This window comes from Candidatus Avelusimicrobium caledoniensis, from assembly GCF_902756455.1.
Lineage (GTDB): Bacteria > Elusimicrobiota > Elusimicrobia > Elusimicrobiales > Elusimicrobiaceae > Avelusimicrobium > Avelusimicrobium caledoniense.
In genome coordinates this window covers 1-18,851 of sequence record NZ_CACVRB010000024.1, presented here as the reverse complement: position 1 = coordinate 18,851, position 18,851 = coordinate 1, and the positions used below count along the sequence as shown (strand labels likewise).

The following is an 18,851-nucleotide window of genomic DNA, read 5'->3' as shown; positions in this document are numbered from 1 at the left end:
AAAAAAACGATGTCAAGTTTTATTTTTTCTCTCGCTATATCCCGCATAGAAACTCTGCGGGATGACGAGCGAGAGAAAAATATATACAGAAAAGCCCCTATCCGCTTTTCTGCAAACAAAAAACTCCCCCGCTGTGCGCGAGGGAGTTTTAAACCCGACTTAAATTCTATTTCGTTTTATTTTCTACCTGTTTGGTAATTTGAGATTTGGAAATACTGCCACCCTTTAAGGCATTATCAAAATTAAGTGCCTCGGGTTTTTTAAACTGTGCCGCGGCGGCATCTTTTTGTGCCTCGTTGGTCTTGCCTAACCCTGCTTCGCCCCCGCCCATTTTGGACGCCTTAAAATCTTTGGCTTTGGGGGCTTGGTAGGAACTCATCATAGACCCTTTGGCCGCCGGAGCGGGCGTAGCATTATCCACAGCTTGTTTGGTGGGCTCGGCTTTTGTTTGTTCATTTTTTTCAGCCGTAGCTGACGGCGTTTGCGGATGTTTAACGACCACCGTGGTCGTAGGTTTAGACACCGTTACCGACGTGGTCGGATGCGTAACTGCCGCCGTTGTTTTCGGATGCGTAACGACCACATTGGTTTTCGGGCGCGTAACGGCAACCGTTGTCTTTGGATGAGACACCGCCGCCGTCCCCGCCGGGGCCGCCGCCAAAGCCGCCCCCGACAATAAACAACTCACTACTGCAAAAATCAATTTTTTCATAATGTCCCCTATTTTTTCGTGTTGCCTTGTCCGGCCATATTCATCAAAGAAGACAAATCGGGCATGCCCGCGGGCATCGCTCCGCCCGCCGCGGGAGTTCCCCCCTTACTGCCTTGCGCACCGCCGGGTGCACCGCCACCGCCCAATGCGCCCATCATACTTTGCATGGCTTGTAATTGTTGCATCATAGCCGCCGGGTCTTGCGCGCCTTGCGCAGCATCGGCCGCCGGTTTTTGAGCGGCTTTATCACCCGCTTTAGGCGTAACCGCCGGAGCAGACGGCTGTTGTTTTTCAGCGCCCGCCGCTTTAGCGGTTTTAGTGATTCTGCCTTGTTGGGTTAATTTCGTCCCCCCCATTACTACTTGGGTTTCCTCGTCTTTGGGTGTAGCGGCCCGACCCGCCGTTTGCGTTTGGACGGTTTTGGTTTGTACGCCTTGCCGCCACGCACCGTTACGCGAGCTGTAACTGGTAAAACTGCGCGTTTGCACGGTTTGTTGACCGGGCACGGACGGTTTTTCTTTTTCCTCCGCTTGCCCCTCAGTAGCCGCCGGAGCCGTTTTGAATTGTGGGCGCGACACACTCCCCGTCTGATACGCCACCGCCGGAAGGACCGATAATATCAAAATTAAACCTAGTATTTTTTTCATAAAATTACCTCTATTTTATAGTATATTGTTCTAAAAAGAAGTGTCAAGGGCTATCGTGTTACGTTTACGACTATTTTTTGCTACACTATACGTAATGGAAAATACGGTGTACGATGTAATTATTGTCGGGGCGGGCGCGAGCGGGCTAATCTGCGCGCGGGAGTGTGCGCGCGGAGGCCTTAAAACGCTCGTCTTGGAAAAAGAACAAGCCCCCGGTCGCAAAATTTTAGTAAGCGGGAACGGACGGTGCAACTTGACAAACATCCGCGTCGCGCCCGCGTTTTACCACGGCGAAACCAAACTTATTTCTTCCGCACTTTCCCAATTTTCCTACCCAGACTGCAGGCGGTATTTTGAAGACTTAGGGATCCTTTTAACAGAGGAAGGACAAGGGCGCATTTTTCCGCAGACGGGTAAATCTACCGCCGTAGTAGAGCCGCTAAAATTAGCCGTTTTAGAAAGCGGCGCGGAAATTTTGACCGGGCAAACAGTAACCCAAATTAAGCGCGGCAAAACTTTTAATTTAACCACGCAATCCGCTCAAACTTTTCAAGCGCGCCGCGTGGTGCTTGCGTGCGGCTCGTGCGCGTATCCGCAAGCGGGCGGCACGTCCGGCGGCTACGAACTAGCGCAAAAATTAGGCCATACCGTAAGCACCCCGCGCCCGACGTTAAGCGGACTTGTTTTAAAAGAAAATCTGTCGCGTTTGTCGGGCATCCGCGCACAAGTAAAACTAACCGCGCATACGTCGCCCGACGTACAAACCGAAGGCGAAATTATTTTTACGGGTTACGGCATCAACGGCCCGGCCGCATTAAACGCAAGCGGGGCTATTTCGCGCGCACTCACAAACGGAAACGTCAACTTGCACTTAAATTTTTTGCCGGAAATTCAAAACGCAGAAAAATTTTTCAGCGAGCGTTTGGAGCGTTTTTCAAGCCGCCGCCCGAAAGATTTTTTCGCCGGAGTGTTACACGAATCTATCGCTAATTTACTCATTGACTTTAAGGGCCTTCGCAAAAATAAACCCATGCAAGAGCAACCCCCTTCCGCTGTAAAAAGTGCGCTTGAAACAATCACGGCGTGGCCCGTTACCGTGACGGCCTTGCGCCCGTGGAACGAAGCCATGGCAGCCGCGGGGGGTGTAAATACGCACGAAATAAACTATAATACTTTTGAGTCATTACGTTGCCCGGGGCTTTATATCACAGGCGAGCTGTTGGATGTGGACGGGCAAAGCGGCGGATTTAATTTACATTTTGCTTGGGCGAGCGGGTTTTCCGCCGCCGAAGATTTAACCAAGGAGAACACACCTTATGGCAGAAATTATTCGGAAAACCACTAGCTTGCAAGACCCCAATACCGTGGGATTTGTGCGTACGTATTACGTCAACAACCAAGAAGTTTACTCGGAAACGTTAGATAAAAATTTGGATATTAAATCTCACACCGGCACGCTGCCCGACGGTACCGTGAAAGAATATTTTGAAGACGGGAAACCGTATTTTGAATGCGAAGTCAAAAACGGACAACGCAACGGACCGTGCAAAATTTACTTTGATAACGGCAAAGTCAATATTGAAAAATACTACGAAAACGGACTCTTGCAAGGTAAGGCCCGCGTGTACCACCCGACGGGACGGTTGTATAAAGAATTTTCGTACGTAGACGATGTACAAGACGGAAAACAAGTCAAATACTACCCGGACGGGAAAGTGTTGGAAATGTCGGAATTTCACAAAGGGTTTTTAAACGGCATTTGCAAAGTGTATACGCCCGAGGGCGATTTGCGCTCCGAATGCACCTATAAAAACGATAAACTCGTGGGCGATAAAATTATCTATCACCCCAACGGCACAATCGCGCTGATTTCCCCCCACAAAGACGGCAAACCCAACGGAGTAACTAAAAAATTCAGCGAAACGGGCGAGCTGATGGAAGAGTGGTTTTTTGAAGAAGGTATTTTGACCCTTAAAAAAGCGAAATAAATTTTGGCGAGCAGTAAAAAGCGGAACAGAAAAAAATCTGTTCCGCTTTTTTTACGCTCTTTTCAAATCTATAAAAATTTAATAGGTGTACGCGGTAATTCCTTCATTATTCGGGCCGGCCCCTGTTTTTTGATGTGTGTCCAGTTGACAAATTTTGTTTGCTAAAGCACTATTACCATGAGCATAACATCCGGCTGTGAGCGTTGGTAAACTTACCAAATAACTAATAAACAGAGCGCCCGATTTATACAAAAAACATTCCGCATATTTAACCGAAGTGGAAATTTGGCACCGCCCCCACGGATAATGGTAAAAAGCATATCCGTCTTCTCTTGTATTAGAAGAAGTGGGAGTGGGCATATCTACACCTAAGGCCTCTAAATCATAGGTGTATTCGCCATTGGCTAAAAAATAAACTTCTTCCGCCTTGGCAATGGTCTGTGTCAATTCTTTTACCGTTGAGAGACGGCTTTTCCACACGGCTTGCTCATATTGCGGCAACGCTACCGCCGCTAATATACCAATGATTAAAACTACCACCAATAATTCAATCAGCGTAAATGCTTGCTTGTTTTTCATACGACCTCCTTTTTATCATTAAATAAAATGTAGCAAAAAAAAAAACGATGTCAAGTTTTATTTTTTACCGACGAAAAAACACCCCCTGTTAAGAGGGTGTTTTTAGTTCAATAAATACTGATTTTATTTTTCTTGCGCGGACAAATACTTTTCCAATATCGCCGCGGCGCATTTTACTTTATCCGCACACGTGCGGTGTTGGTAGTAAGCATCCGTGCGTTTTTCGGGTGTCGGCTCGGACGGACCGGACGGCAACCCCAACAGCTCGCGGCAAATAATAGAGCCGTTTTCCTTTTTAAACTGGGCACACAGCTCTTGCACGCGTGTGTAAAATTTGGCTTTGGCCATTTGATCGGTGGGATCTTGGGGCGCATATTTTAAAGAAAGAGCCATACACATCCCGCTCACGGCCCCGCACACTTCGCGTTGGCGGCCTAGCCCGCCGCCGAAACACGCGGAAAGCGTGAGCGCGGTTTTGTCGTCTAGGCCCAACTCTTTAGCAAACGTGCAAAATACCGCTTGCGCGCAATTATGACCGTCTAAAAATAATTGTTTGGCTTGTTCTGCTTTTGTCATACTGGTATGATAGCAAAAATGTCAACTTACTGCATAACCCACGAATCAACGGCACATCCCTCTCCACATGTTTGGCCGCCGGCACGCATAATTTTTTTGCAGAAATCGCCCTTATCACGTAAAAACTTCGGCCCATAAGTTTTGATTTCAAAACACACAAATTTTCCTCTCTCGGAGGAATATAGCGCTTTTTCTTGCGTAGCATATGCAAACCCCGCTCCTTGATACGCATGGCCCTCCGGATGCCCTATCATAATATTACCGCTATTGCCCTCCTTTAAAATTTGCACAACCCACTCGCCGTTGGTGTGATTATCTGTTGTAGCAAAAGTATAGAAAGACCCACCCGGCACAAAACCCGCCGGCAAGTCCACCGATAATTCATCAAACGAAGTAGCATATTGCCCATTGGCCATGTAATACGCCTCTTGTGCTTGCCCGAGTGATTTTAAAAGCGTAAATGCTTGCGTGGCTTTAGATTTTTCCACCGCCTTATTATATTGCGGCAACGCCACCGCCGCCAATATGCCAATGATAAGAACGACGACAAGAAGTTCAATCAGCGTAAAACCGGAGCGAAGCGGAGCCCCGTAAGGCCGTAATACGGGGCCTACTCCTTTAAAAATATTGTCATCCTGAACTTGATTCAGGATCTCACCTTGTTTTCGTTTTGGAAAGCGGTGAGATTCCGTATCAAGTACGGAATGACATTTATTTTTATTTTCTTTTAAACAGTTTTTCAAACATCTTTCTTTTTTCATACGACCTCCTTTTTATCATTAAATAAAATGTAGCAAAAAAAAAAACGATGTCAAGCCCCGTCCGCTTTTCTGTAGCCAGAAAAGCTAGCAAAAGAATGTTTGTCAACTAACCCAAATTTGACCCCTTTAAAACTTCCCCCCCGTTTTCTATAATATAGGAAACTAGCCGGTTGCGGCCGGAACTCTTACAGGGGGCACTATGGATATCACCACCTTAAACAAACAAGTACAACAAGAAAGTTTATTTTTACAAGATTTAAAACGCGAAGTCGGCAAGGTCATTGTCGGGCAAGAAGACTTAGTGGAAAAAATGCTCGTGGCCTTGCTCGCCGACGGACACATCTTAATTGAAGGCGTACCGGGATTAGCCAAAACGCTCGCCGTTAAAACCTTAGCGCAAGCCATTCACGCCCAATTCCAACGCATCCAATTTACGCCCGATTTATTGCCGGCCGATATCACGGGTACACTTATTTTCAACCCCAAGGACGGACTTTTTTACCCCAAGCGCGGCCCGGTGTTTTCCAACTTTGTCCTCGCCGACGAAATTAACCGCTCGCCCGCCAAAGTGCAAAGCGCACTGTTAGAAGCCATGCAAGAGCGGCAAGTAACGATCGGCGAGAAAACCTATCCGCTCCCCAAACCGTTTATGGTCATGGCCACGCAAAACCCGGTGGAACAAGAGGGTACGTATCCGTTGCCCGAAGCGCAAGTAGACCGCTTTATGCTTAAAGTCGTCATCACTTATCCGACGAAAGAAGAAGAAAAAATGATTTTAGAGCGTATGGCCGCACACCAACCAATTACGCTAAACACGCAGGTTACACCGGAAATGATTGTAAAAGCACGCGGCGTAGTAGATACGATTTACGTAGACGAAAAAATCAAAAATTATATCGTAGATTTGGTGTTTGCTACGCGCGACCCCAAGGCCGCCGGACTTGAAAAGCTGGCGTCGTTTATCGCTTACGGCGCAAGCCCGCGCGCGACTATTTTCCTCACGCAAGCCGCCAAAGCGTATGCGTTCTTAAACGGACGCGGCTACGTCACCCCCGAAGACATCAAAGCCGTCGGCTTAGATGTATTGCGCCACCGCGTGCTCTTATCGTACGAGGCCGAAGCAGAAAACGTAACGTCCGAACAAATTGTCAAACAAATTTTTGACGCCGTAGACGTACCGTAGTTTATCGTTGGGGGTTGCGCCGTGGATACTGCGGAAATTCTAAAAAAAGTTCGCCAAATTGAAATCAAGACGGGCAAACTGGTTTCTGAAACGTTTGCCGGGGAGTATTTAAGCACGTTTAAAGGGCAAGGTATTGAATTTGCCGAAGTGCGCGAATATACCCCGGGCGACGATATCCGCTCTATTGATTGGAACGTAACCGCCCGCTCCGGCACTCCTTATATCAAAAAATACAACGAAGAACGCGAACTTACCCTTATTATTGCGTGCGACGTGTCCGGCTCGCAACAGTTCGGCTCGGCTAAACAACTTAAGCAAGAGGCCGCGGCGGAACTGACCGCGTTGTTCGCGCTAAGTGCGCTCCAAAACAACGATAAAGTAGGGCTCTTGCTATTTTCCGACCAAGTAGAACTCTACGTTCCGCCGCGCAAAGGCCGCAAACATATTTTGCGTCTGATTCGCGAAGTAGTGGCCTTTGAGCCCAAACATACCGGCACGAATATCGGTATGAGTTTGGAAACTTTAAATAAGGTAATCAAACGCCAAGGTATTTTGATTTTAATTTCCGACTTTTTAGCCCCGCTTTCATCCTTTGCAAAACCGTTCCGGCTGGCGGCTAAAAAATTTGATTTAATTCCTGTTATTTTACAAGACCCGTTAGAACGCCGCTTGCCTGCGCTGGGCGTATGTGTGGACGTAACCGACCCGGAAACAGGCGAGAGCGATTTTATCAGTTTGTCCGACGGTGCACTTAATAAGACGTTGGAGCATTTCCATACAGAACACCACAACCGGTTGCAACATTTATTCAATCCGTATAAAATTGAGCCGATTATGGTAAACACCGCGCAAGACACGGCCGACCCCGTGATTGCGTTTTTTAAACAACGTGCTAAAAAATTACGCAGGTAGTTATGAAAAAACAATTTATTCTTCTATTTGGTTTATTCGTCGGTATACTCAGCTTGCACGCGCAAGAGTTTGCGGTTAAAAATACCCAAGCACCCGAAAAAGCACCTTTTGCCAAACCCGTTGCTCTGCGCTACGAATTAACGCGCCCCGACGGGTATGACGTGCAAGTGGATGAAAAATCACTCCCTGCCGATTTTGAAATTACCCAAGCCGCTTTCTCCCCCCAAACAGGTGTGTATGATTTTACGGCGATCCCGTTTACACTGGGCAAATCTACCTTTACGGCTACGTTTATTTTGACCCAAAACGGACAACCTACCGATCAAAAAACAGACGTGCAAACACCCATTGAAATTACCCCCGTCCAAGTTTTTAATGATAAAAAATTCCGCGAAATCCGCGCCCCGTTCGTGCCTAGTGGTTGGGGCATATGGCTTGTTATTCTACTCATTCTGGCAGCTCTTGTGTATCTGTGGCACTTGTACAAACAACGCCGCGCCGAACAGCCCTTGACGGTCCGCCAACAGGAAGACAACCGCCCGTGCGACGAAATTGCGCTTTCCAAAATTGACGCTTTACTTAACAGCGGGCTGTGGGAGCGCAAAGCGTACAAACTTTTTTATATTACGCTGGGTGATATTTTCCGCGAGTATATGTGGCGTCAATTTGGAACGGATACCTCCGCCGACACGACGGTAGAATTACTGCGCCGCGTCAAAAAAATACCGGCCATGCAGCCGTTACTTACGGCTCTTAAAGATTTTTTAAACTCCGGCGACTTAGTAAAATTTGCTAAAGCCGAACCGTCGGAAACCGCACGCAATAAAGACGTACAAATTTTGCGCGAAATTGTGCGAGAAACTTCGCCCAAAGAAACTACCGTACCGGAGAAACCGCTATGATGTATATACTGCTGGGGTGTATTATATTGTTGTGCGCAGCACTGGCTATGCAACTGTTCGTTCCTAAATACGAAACATGGACCAACGCCGCCGTTACTGTTTTTGGAGCGGGCACACTCGTCAGCGCGTTTGGGGTTTTATTTTCGCGCACGATCAAAAATGTGGAGTTTGTAGATCCCGCAGCCCTTGTACTACTTTTACTGCCTATTCTTGTGTTTTGGGCGTATACGGTTGGTAGAAATGTTTTTGCGCGCACGGTTAATTTTCCGCTGGTGCATTTACATATAAAGCAGGATTCCCTGCGCGTATTACTTACCCGTTGGACCGCCCCCGTGCTGTACACACTAGCGTTACTGCTTATGGTAGTGGCACTGGCGCGCCCGGTGCGCGTGGACCGTACCGTACTGCCGCCCACGGAAGGCATTGATATTATGCTTGTCATGGACGTGTCGGCCTCTATGCAAAAAGACGACTTCTACCCCAGCCGTTTTGTAGCCGCCCAAAACACCGCTTTGCGTTTTATTGGAAAACGGTTAAATGACCGCATCGGCGTAGTTGCTTTTGCTAAATCGGCTTTACTGCAAGCCCCGCTTACGCTGGACCACGACGCGCTAAGCGAGTATATATCCTCTTTATATTTAGGAATGGTCAACCCCAATTTTACCGCCATCGGCGACGGACTGGCCGTGGGGGCTAATCACTTAAAAAACAGCAAAGCCAAGAGCAAAATAATCATCTTGCTGACCGACGGAGATTCCAATGCCGGAGCTATTGAGCCGCTCGTGGCCGCCAAAGCCGCCGCCACATACGGCATACGCGTCTACACAATAGGTACGGCCTCCGCACCCGACTCAAACCCGTACTCAAATAGTGAAGATGAAATTAACGAGGGGCTTTTACTGGAAATTGCCAATTTAACAGGCGGCAAATTCTACCGCGCCAAAAATGAAGCGGAACTAACCCAAATTTACGATACAATTAATGAATTGGAAAAAACAGAATTTACCCCCAGCACCAACATCCACCGGGCCGACGTGTACCGTTCGGTATTGTTACTGGCACTATGTGTATTACTGTTGGGGCTGGTATCGGAAAAATTACTGTTTATTAAGGTGCCTTAATTATGGAATTATTCGCGCGTCCTTTATTTTTAGTATATGGTGTACTGGCGGTTTTAGCCGTAATGGGTTTGTTCTGGATAGGCAAAAAACTCAAACGCCGCGCCGTACAGATTTTATTTTCGCCGCAAACGTATAAACAATTAACCGCGTCTTTGCGTCCGCAAACGCCTACCCGTGCCATACTGATGTGTGTGGCGGTATTTCTCTTATTTGTTGCATTAGCCGGCCCCCAATGGGGTACGGAAATTGTAGAGGCACAAGGGGCATTTGCCCAAACGGTAATTGCCGTGGACGTTTCCGCCTCCATGAAAGCACAAGACGTCAAGCCCGACCGCTTGGACAGCGCCAAAACCATGCTGCGCATGCTTATTAGTAATTTAAAAGAAGAGCGCATTGGCATTTTGGCGTTTACTTCTAAAGCGTTTGTCCAATGTCCGATTACTACTGACGAAGATGCCCTGCGTTATTTTATCACGTCTTTAAAACCCGATATGCTCCCCGTACCGGGCACGTCTATTGCCGAGCCGGTCATGTTGGCGGCCCGTATGCTGGCCAAATACCCCGGTCAAAAAGCGCTTATTTTATTAACCGACGGTGAGGATCACGCCCCGGACGAACTCGCCAAAGCCAAAGAGGCCGCCCTTAAAAACGGCATACGCATTATTGCCATCGGTATCGGCACGAAAGAAGGCACGCTCATCCCGGATAAAATAGACAGCTCCGGCAAAATTTTAGAATATAAAAAAGATAAACAAGGCAATACCGTCGTCTCTAAGCTAGACGACAAATCTTTGCTCACGCTCGCCCAAGCAACAGGCGGAGCGTATATCCCCTATACAACACCCGCCCAAGTATCGGCCAAAGTAGAAGATGCTTTGCGCGGATTAGATAAGACATTGTCTGCCACTGCTAAACGAACCGCTTACAAAACACGCTATCAAGTGCCGCTTTTGTTGGCGATTTTATGTTTAGCCGGCTATTTGCTGTGGCCGCGCGGCAAGCACCCGGCACAAAAAAAGGTACAATAAAGTATGCGTATTATAACGACCGGACTTTTATTACTTTTGACGTTACCCGCCCTAGCTAATTCGCAAAGCGATTTACGGGAGGGTGGCAAACTTTACAAACAAAAAAAGTACGGGCAAGCGTTGGCGAAATATAATGAGATTTTGAAAGAAAGCCCTTCTTCGCAAGAGGCCGCTATCGGAGCGGGGGCAGCCGCGTATTATCTAAAAGATTATGGTATGGCGCAAGCGGCTTTTAAGCAAGCAGCCGAACCCAATAATCCCCGCCAGACTGATGCGCTTTTCAATTTAGGTAACGCCTATTATCGTGCCCAAGAAACCGACAAAGCCAAACAGGCCTACCGCCAAGTCATTTTAAAAAACCCGCAGGATAAAGAGGCCATCCACAATTTGCAACTTCTGTTGGAAGAAAACAAAAACCAACAAAACCAAAATAACCAGAACGATAAAAACCAAGATAAAAATTCCAATAATCAAAATCCGCAAGGCGGTTCGGATGATTCCAAATCAAACCAAGACCAGCAACAACAAAATCAACCCCAACCATCCCAAACGGATAAAGACGCCGCCGACCGCGTGATGCAAATGGCTAAAGACCAAGAGGCCAAACCGCAACAACAACACGGAGCCGGAGTAGCGGATAACTCGGTAGAGAAAGATTGGTAAATATGCGCAAAATATTTTTTCTTTTACTCATTTTAACAGGGTTTGGCGTATGTGCCAACGCCCAAGTGAGTTTATCGGCCCACGTAGATAAAACAAGCTTAGCATTGGACGATGAGCTAACCTTGACGGTAAACGTAAGCGGCGTGAGCGGCAATATCACTATGCCGCAACTACCCAGTTTGCCGGCGTTTAACGTCTATTCGCGCGAAGTGGAACAATCGTCTGTCAATGGGGAAACGTCCCTGCAATTTCGTTACGTGATGCTTCCCCGGTTTGTGGGAAACGCTACCATCGGAGCCGTCCGTTTTAATTATCAAGGCCAAACATATCAAACCGAACCGATTGCCGTACGCATCTATCGCACGGCCGCCAATGTTCCTACCACTCCCGCACCGCACGCTACGCCGCGTGTAGAAAAAGCCGACCCGAATTTACCTCCCTTAGAGGCGTCGCTGGCCAATCAAGCGTATGCCAAAGCCGGCACACCGTTCTTTTTAGTGGCAGCCGTCAGCAACACTTCCCCTTATGTCAACCAACCATTTACGTTGGGTATCCGTTTTTATTATTCGCAAGCGTTTCATGACGCGCCTTACCAAAAACCCACCGTGTCCAATTTATTTATGGAGGACGACGGCTCGCGCGAAGGGTCCCAAAGCATTAGCGGTACGCTGTACCGTTATCAAGAGCAACGCTACCGGCTAAGTGCCGTTTCGGCGGGTAAAGCAACGATCGGTCCGGCCACCGTACGTTATCAAGCCGGCTCGGCGGCGAGAACGGCTTTTGACCGAATCTTCGGCGGTTTTTCTTCCGGGCCGGAACGCACCGTATCGTCTAACCCGATTACGTTGAAAGTCCGTGCCTTACCAACCGAAGACCGCCCGGCCTCGTTCTACGGAGCGGTTGGGAACGGATTTTCCATTACGGCCACCGCCGATCCGGTGCAAGTACCCGCTACCGAAGCGGTCAACCTTACTGTAACCGTCAAAGGACCGGGCAACTTAAAGGCCACACAAGATATTCATTTCCCCAGTTTAGAAGGTTTTAAAATGTATCCGGCCGCGACTACCTCCGGTACTACTTCTGCCGGAACAGGTTACAAAACATTTAAAGCTGTTTTAGTGCCGTCGTCATCCGGGATTTATACAATTCCGGCAATTGCGTGGTCGTACTTTAACCCGGACAGTACCACCTATCACACGCTACGTACCACGCCGTTACAACTGACGGTTACCCCGGCCGAAAAAGAGGGCAGCGCCTTTAATTTTGCTACCACCCACACCGTGGGCAACGGCGTACAAACGCTCGCGCACGATATTGCATATCTGAAAATGAACCCCGCACCAAATGATAATTGGCTTGTGCGGCTCGGACAGTTAGCTATTATCAACGGGGTCTGTATATTACTGCTGGCGTTGGCCGCATTATTTGTGGGACTCGGGCAAAAATCACTGGCGAAAAAGAAAGCATTTTTAACCGCTAAAAATCAGCTCAAAAAAAGCACGTCTTCCCAGGAAATTGCCGATGTGATACGCATCTATTTACAGCACCGTTTACACCTCTCTACCGGCAGTTTGCCGCTTAAAGAAATTACCGCCGCGCTACGCAAACAAGGCGTTACCCCCGCTACGGCAGAGGCGTTTAGCTTGCTGTGGCAACGCTTAGAAGCCCAACGCTTCGCTCCGTTGCATGACGCGTCTGCCGGCAACGCTCCTGTATCGGCCCAAGCGCTTAGTGTACTTAAACTTATTGAGGAGGAAGCCAAATGAAACGCGTATTTTTGCTACTCATGGTGTGCTTATTCTCTTACCCCCTACCGGCCCAATCTCCCATGGAACAAGGAGAATCGCTCTACCGCCAAGGTAAGTTTTCCGCCGCACTCAACGAGTATGAAACCGCTTTAAGAAATTACCCAAACAACCCCTTTGTTTACTACAATATAGGGAACTGTTATTTTAAAATGGGTAGCCGCGGGCTTGCCACCGCTAATTATTACCGGGCATTCCGGTTGGCTCCGCGCGATAGTGATATCCGCCATAATTTGGCCCTTGCCTTGGAAACAAGCGGCGAGCGGTGGATACCTTCGGGCGTACCGGTAATATTGCATCAAGCGTTTTTCTATTTGTCTTACGGCGAGCTTAAGGGACTGACCTATCTGCTTTTTTGGTTGGCCTGCGCGTGCGTGCTGGTTTGTCTGCTTCGGCGCAAATGGAACTTTTTAGCTACCCTTGCGTGTATATTGGTACTACTGAGTGCCGGTTGGCTCTTAGCACGCGCCCGGTTAGAGCAAGAGAATTTAGCCGTAGTGGCTGTTCCGGTAGCCGAAGTGCGCAGCGGTCCCGGTACTAATTTCCCTGCCAGTGCTAATGTATCACAAGGACATTTGGTAACGGTATCAGACACGAAAGATGCTTGGGACGAAGTAATCATTTCTTCCCAAGGGTTAAAAGGTTGGATAGAAAAAGACGCTTTGGAAAAAATTTAAAAGGAGAGAATTATGTTTGTTCAAACCCAAGCAGATGAACTGATTGAAGCACTTACGTACGTGAAAGAAAATTTGGCCACTCCCATTGAAACATTGGCCCAACAAGTAACCAATGCCTTTAAAAACGGACACAAGGTAATTTTAATGGGTAACGGTGGAAGCGCGGGCGATGCCCAACATATCGCAGCGGAATTTGTCGGACGGTTTAAAAAAGAACGTCCGTCGTTGCCGGCTTTAGCACTTAATACCAACACTTCCACACTTACAGCTATCGGAAACGATTATTCATACGACGTCGTTTTTTCCCGTCAAATTGACGGGTTCGCCCAAAAAGGCGATGTCGTTATCGGCATTTCCACGTCGGGCAACAGCAAAAATGTGTATTTGGCTTTGGCCCTGGCCAAACAGAAAGGTTGCTTCACGGCGGCTTTCTTAGGGAAAACAGGCGGCACCATTAAAGACATTTGCGATTTACCGCTCGTTGTTCCGGTCAACAATACCCCCCACGTGCAAGCTTGCCATATTTTTATGGGACATTGCATGTGCGAACTGGTGGACCAAGCGTACTGATTATGAAAATAGCCCTAGGTTGCGATCACGCCGGATTTGCGTTAAAAGATACCGTTGCCCAACAAGTAAAAAGTTTGGGCCACGAAGTATTGGACATGGGCACCTCTTCGGAAAAAAGTGTAGATTACCCGGATTTCGCCGCCAAAGTTGCTCAAGCCGTTGCAGCCGGACAAGCCCAGCGCGGCATTTTAATTTGCGGCAGTGGAGTGGGCGTTTGCATTACGGCTAATAAAACTAAAGGCATACGCGCTTGTGTTTGCCATGATGCTTATTCGGCCCGGCAGGCCGTTGAACACGACGGGCTAAACGTGCTTTGTTTGGGGGCACGTATTATCGGCCCGGCCACGGCACAAGAATTAGTCACGCGGTTTTTGCAGGCCACCCCGTCAAGCGAAGAGCGCCATTTGCGCCGCCTGCATAAAGTACAAATTTTGGAGGAAAACAATTTTAAATAAGGCCATTTTGGCTTTACATAAAGGATGGAAATTATGATTACACACAACAACCCCCTGGCAGAAGGAATTATTCGGGAAGGACTTATTAAACTAGATGACTTGTCGTTTCATACCAAGTTTTGGGCCAAAGACGGCTCTTTGTGGAAAACCGATAAAGAAAACCAAGATTTCATTGCCAAGTTTTTAGGTTGGCAAAAAGTATACGATTGGACGTTGGAACGGTTGGAAGAAGTAACCGCATTCGCCCAAGATGTTAAAGCCAATTTTACTCACTGTATTGTAATGGGTATGGGTGGGTCTTCTTTAGCGCCGGAAGTATTTCGCACCATATTTGGCAAACAAGACGGCTGGCCGGAACTCATCGTTCTGGATACCACCAATCCCGATTGGATTGACGCCGTACGCACCCGCATTGATCCGGCTAAAACGCTTTTCATTTTTGCCAGCAAATCCGGCGGCACGGTAGAGCCGTCCTCGCAATTTGCGTATTTTATGGACGAAGTTAAAAAGGCCGGCGTACAAGAACCGGGTAACAATTTTGCCGCCATCACAGACAGCGGCACGGCCTTGGAAACGCTCGCCAAACAACAACATTTCCGCCACACTTTTATTAACCCGTCCGATATCGGCGGCCGTTTTTCCGCTTTATCGTTCTTTGGCATTGTACCTGCCGCTCTGATGGGGGTTGATGTAAAGAAAATCTTGGAAACGGCCCGTCAGCAAGCCCTTACGTTTGCGCCGGATGCGCCTGTGAAAGATAACGCCGCGTTAAAATTGGGTGCGTTTATGGGAGCTTGTGCCGCCAATCACGGACGGGATAAACTCACCTTGCTAATGCCCGAAGAATTGGCCACGTTTGGTTTATGGGCCGAACAATTAGTAGCCGAATCTACCGGTAAAGAAGGCAAGGGTATTGTGCCCGTAGCCGGCGAAGCGTTGCAAGCCAATTTTGACTACCGCGAGGACCGTTTCTTTGTGCATTTGGACACCGATAGCGAAGATGATAAACGCATCCGTGCCTTAGCCGATCAATTAGACGAGCACGAAGCACCCCTCTTTACTATTGAAGTACCTTCTCCGTACGATTTAGGCGCACTTTTCCTGTTGTGGGAAATTGCCACCGCCGCGGCAGGTGCTATTTTGGCTATCAATCCGTTTGACCAACCCAACGTGCAAGAAGCCAAAACAATGACTAAAGAAGTGCTAACCAAACTGGCCAAAGGAAACATCCCGGATTCTATTACCGTTCCGCTCCTTGTTTCCAAAGATATCGCCGGAGACGTTAAACTGGAAACGCTGGCCCAAGATATCTATTCGCTGCTGGAGAGTAACGATTATATTGCGATTTTACCGTATGTGTATCCGTCGCAAGAAGTGGCCAAAGAATTGATTAAATTACGCAATAAAATTATGATTCGCACCAAACGTGCCGTACTGTTTGGCTATGGTCCGCGCTACTTGCACTCCACCGGACAACTGTACAAAGGGGATGGCAACAACGGCGTATTTTTGATTTTCTCCGCCGATGCAGCCCACGATATTCAAATCCCCGGTCAAAAATACACGTTCGGCCAACTGTGCAACGCGCAAGCATTGGGCGACTTTCAGGCCTTGGAATCTAAAGGCCGCCGCGCAATTAAAGTGCACTTAACTCAACCGCTCGTGGAAAGTATCCGTAAAATCAGCGACTTATTCTAAATTATGTGATGAGGGCGGCGTCCCACGCGCCGCCTTCTTTTTTAATGTGTATGAAAAAAGTATTTATCCAAACGTACGGTTGCCAAATGAATTTGGCCGATTCCGAAGAAATGTTTGCACATTTATCGGCCCGCGGCTATCAGCGCACCGACGATTTGGACGAAGCCGATGCCGTGCTTATTAACACTTGTACCGTGCGCGACCACGCCGAACACAAAGCCGTTTCGTTTTTAGGGCGACTAGCCGCGTGGAAAAAAGAACGCGCCGGACGGCGTATTATTTTTGCCGGTTGCGCGGCCCAACGCTTGGGAAAAGCACTTCAAAAGAAATATCCGTTTTTAGATATTTTGTCCGGCGCAAAAGGCATTGAGCACTTTTCGGATACGCTGGATAAAAGTGGTCTATTCGGCCCGCAAACATCACAAGGCGAAATTTTACCGCCCGGTTTAACCGGCTACGTAACTATCATGCGCGGATGCAATTTTGCGTGCACGTATTGCATTGTGCCCAATGTGCGCGGCCCGGTAAAGTGTCTACCGCAAGAAGATATTTTGCAAGAAGTGCGCCGTAAAGCGGCGGCGGGCGCCAAAGAAATTATGCTCCTGGGCCAAACGGTTAATGCCTATCAAGACGGAGCCACTACTTTTGCCGATTTACTCAATAAGACCAGTGAAATTCCCGGCGTCGTCCGCGTAGGATTTACTAGCCCGCACCCGGTTTATTTTACCCTGCAATTTCTATCCGCTATTAAAGACAACCCCAAAATCGCGCGCCACTTGCACATGCCGGCGCAAAGCGGATCTACCAAAGTATTGCGTGAAATGAAACGCGGCTACACACGTGAAATTTTACTGGAAAAAATTAAAGCATTACAAGCGGCCGGTTTTTTCATTTCCACAGACTTGATTGTCGGTTTTCCCACGGAAACACAGGAAGATTTTGCCCAAACTCTTTCGCTCGTGGACGAAGCCGGATTTACGACGGCGTATTGCTACAAATACTCCCCCCGCCAGGGTACGCCTGCGGCGCAAATGAAACTGCACTCACAAGAAATACTGGCACAACGCCTTGAAAATTTGTTAAATAAAGTGAAGGGTTTGGCCGAAGCGGCTTATCAAGCACAAGTAGGCACGACCCAAGAAGTATTGTTTGAAACGCCCGACAAAGGGCGTTCGTCCGGCAGTTTTTGGGTGAAAACTACGCGTACGTATCCCGTAGGAAGCACTGCCAAACTACCGATTGAAAAGGCCGTAGGTACTTTACTTATTGCGAGGGATTAACATGACTAAGAAAAACCAAGCTGCCGAAAGACGCCGTCATCCGCGTATGCCGGTGATCAGTAATTTAATTGAGCCCGTCAATTTGCATTACAAAACCGACGAGGGGAAAGAGGTTTCCCTAGTCGCTATTTTAGCTGACTTGTCCGCGTCCGGTATGCGCATGATTAGCTTTTTAGGAGCGCCGCTGGCGGATCATTTTTCCATTAGCTTGCAACTGCCCGGCACGGAAAAAATGGAAGTGGAAGCGCGTTTAGCGTGGGTAAAAGAACGCGAAAACGTCTACACCATCGGTATTGAATTTGTTAAGTTGGCCAGCAAACACGCTAAACTGATTAGCGAAATGGCCGACGACTTTAACGATTGCGACACACGCATCTTGCTCAAACTGCCCGAGCCGTGCGTCAAAACGTGCAAATGCCATAAAATTTGCAATAAAATTCAAAAAGACGAAAGTTTATTTGAATAGTTGAACTTTCCTTCGCAAGTTAAACCGCCCCGCAGAAAAAATCTGCGGGGCGGTTGATTTTCTGTCACTTATTTATTGATACCGCCAACCGGTATAGGTATCTGTTTGTACAATTTTTACCGAACCACCTGTTTCTTGACGGCATAATTGATTACGGATATCATTTGTATCGCCGGAAAAAGCTATACAATCCCGTACGCCGGCTTCATCACTGGCATGATCATATTTTACTTGTAACTGCATACCGGCGCGCGAATCTGTGCACCAAACCATTTTTTGATTAAGCTGGCATCGTCCCCAATCATAGTAATAAACGGAAGTCGTGCTGGTATCTTGTTTCCCGGCGGGCATATCTATCGCCAGTTCTTCAAAATCAGTAGCATATTTGCCGTTAGCTAAATAATATACTTCCTGCGCCCGGGCCAAAGAATAAGTTAAATCTTTGATCGTTGCATATCGGCTTTTTAAGACGGCCTTTTGGTATTGCGGCACAGCCACCGCCGCCAATATGCCGATGATAAGTACAACGACCAATAATTCAATTAACGTAAAGCCGTTATTATCAAAAAGGACGTCATGCTGAACTTGATTCAGCATCTCACCTCGTTGTCGTTTTAAAAAGCGGTGAGATTCCAAATCAAGTTTGGAATGACATCTATTTTCATTAACAACTTTCTTATTCCCTTTTAAACATCTTTCTTTTTGCATACAACCTCCTTTGTTTCATTTAATAAAATGTAGCAAAAAAAAAAACGATGTCAAGCCCCCTCCGCTTTTCTGACGGCAGAAAAGCTACAAAAGACCGCCGCCCCGGGGCACCACAAAAAG

At 47.8% G+C, this 18,851-nt stretch carries 21 protein-coding genes; 15 read left to right on the top strand and 6 right to left on the bottom strand.

Going from position 1 to position 18,851, the window contains the following annotated elements; all coding sequences use genetic code 11:
* Window positions 1-166 precede the first annotated feature (166 nt).
* Together ACQY2W_RS06160 and ACQY2W_RS06155 are read right to left on the bottom strand one after the other, a co-directional pair.
* Window positions 167-712: a hypothetical protein gene (locus ACQY2W_RS06160; protein ID WP_428050435.1), complete on the bottom strand. Its 546-nt coding sequence runs from the start codon at window positions 710-712 to the stop codon at window positions 167-169.
* Window positions 713-720: 8 nt separating this feature from the next.
* Window positions 721-1,359 (bottom strand): hypothetical protein, encoded by a 639-nt coding sequence (locus tag ACQY2W_RS06155; RefSeq protein ID WP_428050433.1) that lies wholly within the window; start codon window positions 1,357-1,359, stop codon window positions 721-723.
* A 94-nt stretch (window positions 1,360-1,453) separates the two neighbouring features.
* Here ACQY2W_RS06155 and ACQY2W_RS06150 point away from each other — a divergent pair, with 94 nt between their 5' ends.
* Together ACQY2W_RS06150 and ACQY2W_RS06145 are read left to right on the top strand one after the other, a co-directional pair.
* Window positions 1,454-2,704: an aminoacetone oxidase family FAD-binding enzyme gene (locus ACQY2W_RS06150; protein WP_428050431.1), complete on the top strand. Its 1,251-nt coding sequence runs from the start codon at window positions 1,454-1,456 to the stop codon at window positions 2,702-2,704.
* On the top strand, window positions 2,676-3,347 hold the full coding sequence (locus tag ACQY2W_RS06145; RefSeq protein WP_428050429.1) for a toxin-antitoxin system YwqK family antitoxin: 672 nt from the start codon (window positions 2,676-2,678) through the stop codon (window positions 3,345-3,347). The genes ACQY2W_RS06150 and ACQY2W_RS06145 overlap by 29 nt, the downstream gene beginning before the upstream one ends.
* A 78-nt stretch (window positions 3,348-3,425) precedes the next feature.
* Here the strand turns inward: ACQY2W_RS06145 and ACQY2W_RS06140 are convergent, their stop codons facing one another.
* The 3 genes from ACQY2W_RS06140 to ACQY2W_RS06130 all read right to left on the bottom strand — a co-directional run bounded on the left by ACQY2W_RS06140 (window position 3,426) and on the right by ACQY2W_RS06130 (window position 5,263).
* Window positions 3,426-3,926 carry a type IV pilin protein gene (locus ACQY2W_RS06140; protein WP_428050427.1) on the bottom strand — a complete coding sequence of 167 codons (501 nt, stop codon included), beginning with the start codon at window positions 3,924-3,926 and terminating at the stop codon, window positions 3,426-3,428.
* A gap of 123 nt (window positions 3,927-4,049) precedes the next feature.
* Window positions 4,050-4,502 carry a C-GCAxxG-C-C family protein gene (locus tag ACQY2W_RS06135; RefSeq protein WP_428050425.1) on the bottom strand — a complete coding sequence of 151 codons (453 nt, stop codon included), beginning with the start codon at window positions 4,500-4,502 and terminating at the stop codon, window positions 4,050-4,052.
* 26 nt (window positions 4,503-4,528) lie between these two features.
* Window positions 4,529-5,263 carry a type IV pilin protein gene (locus tag ACQY2W_RS06130; protein ID WP_428050423.1) on the bottom strand — a complete coding sequence of 245 codons (735 nt, stop codon included), beginning with the start codon at window positions 5,261-5,263 and terminating at the stop codon, window positions 4,529-4,531.
* A gap of 199 nt (window positions 5,264-5,462) precedes the next feature.
* On the opposite strand from ACQY2W_RS06130, the gene ACQY2W_RS06125 reads away from it, so the two are divergent.
* The 13 genes from ACQY2W_RS06125 to ACQY2W_RS06065 are packed head-to-tail and all read left to right on the top strand — an operon-like array spanning window position 5,463 to window position 18,023.
* Window positions 5,463-6,446: an AAA family ATPase gene (locus ACQY2W_RS06125; protein ID WP_428050421.1), complete on the top strand. Its 984-nt coding sequence runs from the start codon at window positions 5,463-5,465 to the stop codon at window positions 6,444-6,446.
* A 21-nt stretch (window positions 6,447-6,467) separates the two neighbouring features.
* Window positions 6,468-7,358: a DUF58 domain-containing protein gene (locus ACQY2W_RS06120; protein WP_428050419.1), complete on the top strand. Its 891-nt coding sequence runs from the start codon at window positions 6,468-6,470 to the stop codon at window positions 7,356-7,358.
* Between the two features lie 2 nt (window positions 7,359-7,360).
* Window positions 7,361-8,260 carry a hypothetical protein gene (locus tag ACQY2W_RS06115; RefSeq protein ID WP_428050417.1) on the top strand — a complete coding sequence of 300 codons (900 nt, stop codon included), beginning with the start codon at window positions 7,361-7,363 and terminating at the stop codon, window positions 8,258-8,260.
* On the top strand, window positions 8,257-9,381 hold the full coding sequence (locus ACQY2W_RS06110; RefSeq protein WP_428050415.1) for a VWA domain-containing protein: 1,125 nt from the start codon (window positions 8,257-8,259) through the stop codon (window positions 9,379-9,381). The genes ACQY2W_RS06115 and ACQY2W_RS06110 overlap by 4 nt, the downstream gene beginning before the upstream one ends.
* A gap of 2 nt (window positions 9,382-9,383) precedes the next feature.
* On the top strand, window positions 9,384-10,409 hold the full coding sequence (locus tag ACQY2W_RS06105; RefSeq protein WP_428050413.1) for a VWA domain-containing protein: 1,026 nt from the start codon (window positions 9,384-9,386) through the stop codon (window positions 10,407-10,409).
* A gap of 3 nt (window positions 10,410-10,412) precedes the next feature.
* Window positions 10,413-11,072 (top strand): tetratricopeptide repeat protein, encoded by a 660-nt coding sequence (locus ACQY2W_RS06100; RefSeq protein WP_428050412.1) that lies wholly within the window; start codon window positions 10,413-10,415, stop codon window positions 11,070-11,072.
* A gap of 2 nt (window positions 11,073-11,074) precedes the next feature.
* Entirely contained in the window at window positions 11,075-12,838 is a 1,764-nt protein-coding gene (locus ACQY2W_RS06095; RefSeq protein ID WP_428050411.1) for a BatD family protein, read from the top strand.
* Window positions 12,835-13,554: a tetratricopeptide repeat protein gene (locus ACQY2W_RS06090; protein ID WP_428050409.1), complete on the top strand. Its 720-nt coding sequence runs from the start codon at window positions 12,835-12,837 to the stop codon at window positions 13,552-13,554. Before ACQY2W_RS06095 ends, ACQY2W_RS06090 begins: the two co-directional genes overlap by 4 nt.
* Window positions 13,555-13,566: 12 nt before the next feature.
* Window positions 13,567-14,124 (top strand): D-sedoheptulose 7-phosphate isomerase, encoded by a 558-nt coding sequence (locus tag ACQY2W_RS06085; RefSeq protein WP_428050408.1) that lies wholly within the window; start codon window positions 13,567-13,569, stop codon window positions 14,122-14,124.
* A gap of 2 nt (window positions 14,125-14,126) precedes the next feature.
* Complete coding sequence (rpiB, locus tag ACQY2W_RS06080) at window positions 14,127-14,579, top strand: ribose 5-phosphate isomerase B (RefSeq protein WP_428050407.1); 453 nt, start codon at window positions 14,127-14,129, stop codon at window positions 14,577-14,579.
* Between the two features lie 33 nt (window positions 14,580-14,612).
* The gene (locus ACQY2W_RS06075; RefSeq protein ID WP_428050406.1) at window positions 14,613-16,277 is read left to right on the top strand and encodes a glucose-6-phosphate isomerase; all 1,665 of its coding nucleotides are present in this window, start codon (window positions 14,613-14,615) and stop codon (window positions 16,275-16,277) included.
* 50 nt (window positions 16,278-16,327) lie between these two features.
* Window positions 16,328-17,557, top strand: coding sequence for a tRNA (N6-isopentenyl adenosine(37)-C2)-methylthiotransferase MiaB (miaB, locus tag ACQY2W_RS06070; protein WP_428050405.1), 1,230 nt, complete (start codon window positions 16,328-16,330; stop codon window positions 17,555-17,557).
* A 1-nt stretch (window position 17,558) separates the two neighbouring features.
* A complete protein-coding gene (locus ACQY2W_RS06065; protein WP_428050403.1) occupies window positions 17,559-18,023 on the top strand; it encodes a PilZ domain-containing protein in 465 nt (154 codons plus the stop codon).
* A 72-nt stretch (window positions 18,024-18,095) separates the two neighbouring features.
* Here ACQY2W_RS06065 and ACQY2W_RS06060 read toward each other — a convergent pair whose 3' ends face one another.
* Window positions 18,096-18,731, bottom strand: a complete 636-nt coding sequence (locus ACQY2W_RS06060) for a type IV pilin protein (protein WP_428050401.1) — start codon at window positions 18,729-18,731, stop codon at window positions 18,096-18,098.
* Between the last annotated feature and the right edge of the window lie 120 nt (window positions 18,732-18,851).

Coding starts and splice junctions, on each gene's coding strand:
- ACQY2W_RS06160 (WP_428050435.1), bottom strand. CDS start 712: ATGAAAAAATTGATTTTTGCAGTAGTGAGTTGTTTATTGTCGGGGGCG.
- ACQY2W_RS06155 (WP_428050433.1), bottom strand. CDS start 1,359: ATGAAAAAAATACTAGGTTTAATTTTGATATTATCGGTCCTTCCGGCG.
- ACQY2W_RS06150 (WP_428050431.1), top strand. CDS start 1,454: ATGGAAAATACGGTGTACGATGTAATTATTGTCGGGGCGGGCGCGAGC.
- ACQY2W_RS06145 (WP_428050429.1), top strand. CDS start 2,676: ATGGCAGAAATTATTCGGAAAACCACTAGCTTGCAAGACCCCAATACC.
- ACQY2W_RS06140 (WP_428050427.1), bottom strand. CDS start 3,926: ATGAAAAACAAGCAAGCATTTACGCTGATTGAATTATTGGTGGTAGTT.
- ACQY2W_RS06135 (WP_428050425.1), bottom strand. CDS start 4,502: ATGACAAAAGCAGAACAAGCCAAACAATTATTTTTAGACGGTCATAAT.
- ACQY2W_RS06130 (WP_428050423.1), bottom strand. CDS start 5,263: ATGAAAAAAGAAAGATGTTTGAAAAACTGTTTAAAAGAAAATAAAAAT.
- ACQY2W_RS06125 (WP_428050421.1), top strand. CDS start 5,463: ATGGATATCACCACCTTAAACAAACAAGTACAACAAGAAAGTTTATTT.
- ACQY2W_RS06115 (WP_428050417.1), top strand. CDS start 7,361: ATGAAAAAACAATTTATTCTTCTATTTGGTTTATTCGTCGGTATACTC.
- ACQY2W_RS06110 (WP_428050415.1), top strand. CDS start 8,257: ATGATGTATATACTGCTGGGGTGTATTATATTGTTGTGCGCAGCACTG.
- ACQY2W_RS06105 (WP_428050413.1), top strand. CDS start 9,384: ATGGAATTATTCGCGCGTCCTTTATTTTTAGTATATGGTGTACTGGCG.
- ACQY2W_RS06100 (WP_428050412.1), top strand. CDS start 10,413: ATGCGTATTATAACGACCGGACTTTTATTACTTTTGACGTTACCCGCC.
- ACQY2W_RS06095 (WP_428050411.1), top strand. CDS start 11,075: ATGCGCAAAATATTTTTTCTTTTACTCATTTTAACAGGGTTTGGCGTA.
- ACQY2W_RS06090 (WP_428050409.1), top strand. CDS start 12,835: ATGAAACGCGTATTTTTGCTACTCATGGTGTGCTTATTCTCTTACCCC.
- ACQY2W_RS06085 (WP_428050408.1), top strand. CDS start 13,567: ATGTTTGTTCAAACCCAAGCAGATGAACTGATTGAAGCACTTACGTAC.
- rpiB (WP_428050407.1), top strand. CDS start 14,127: ATGAAAATAGCCCTAGGTTGCGATCACGCCGGATTTGCGTTAAAAGAT.
- ACQY2W_RS06075 (WP_428050406.1), top strand. CDS start 14,613: ATGATTACACACAACAACCCCCTGGCAGAAGGAATTATTCGGGAAGGA.
- miaB (WP_428050405.1), top strand. CDS start 16,328: ATGAAAAAAGTATTTATCCAAACGTACGGTTGCCAAATGAATTTGGCC.
- ACQY2W_RS06065 (WP_428050403.1), top strand. CDS start 17,559: ATGACTAAGAAAAACCAAGCTGCCGAAAGACGCCGTCATCCGCGTATG.
- ACQY2W_RS06060 (WP_428050401.1), bottom strand. CDS start 18,731: ATGCAAAAAGAAAGATGTTTAAAAGGGAATAAGAAAGTTGTTAATGAA.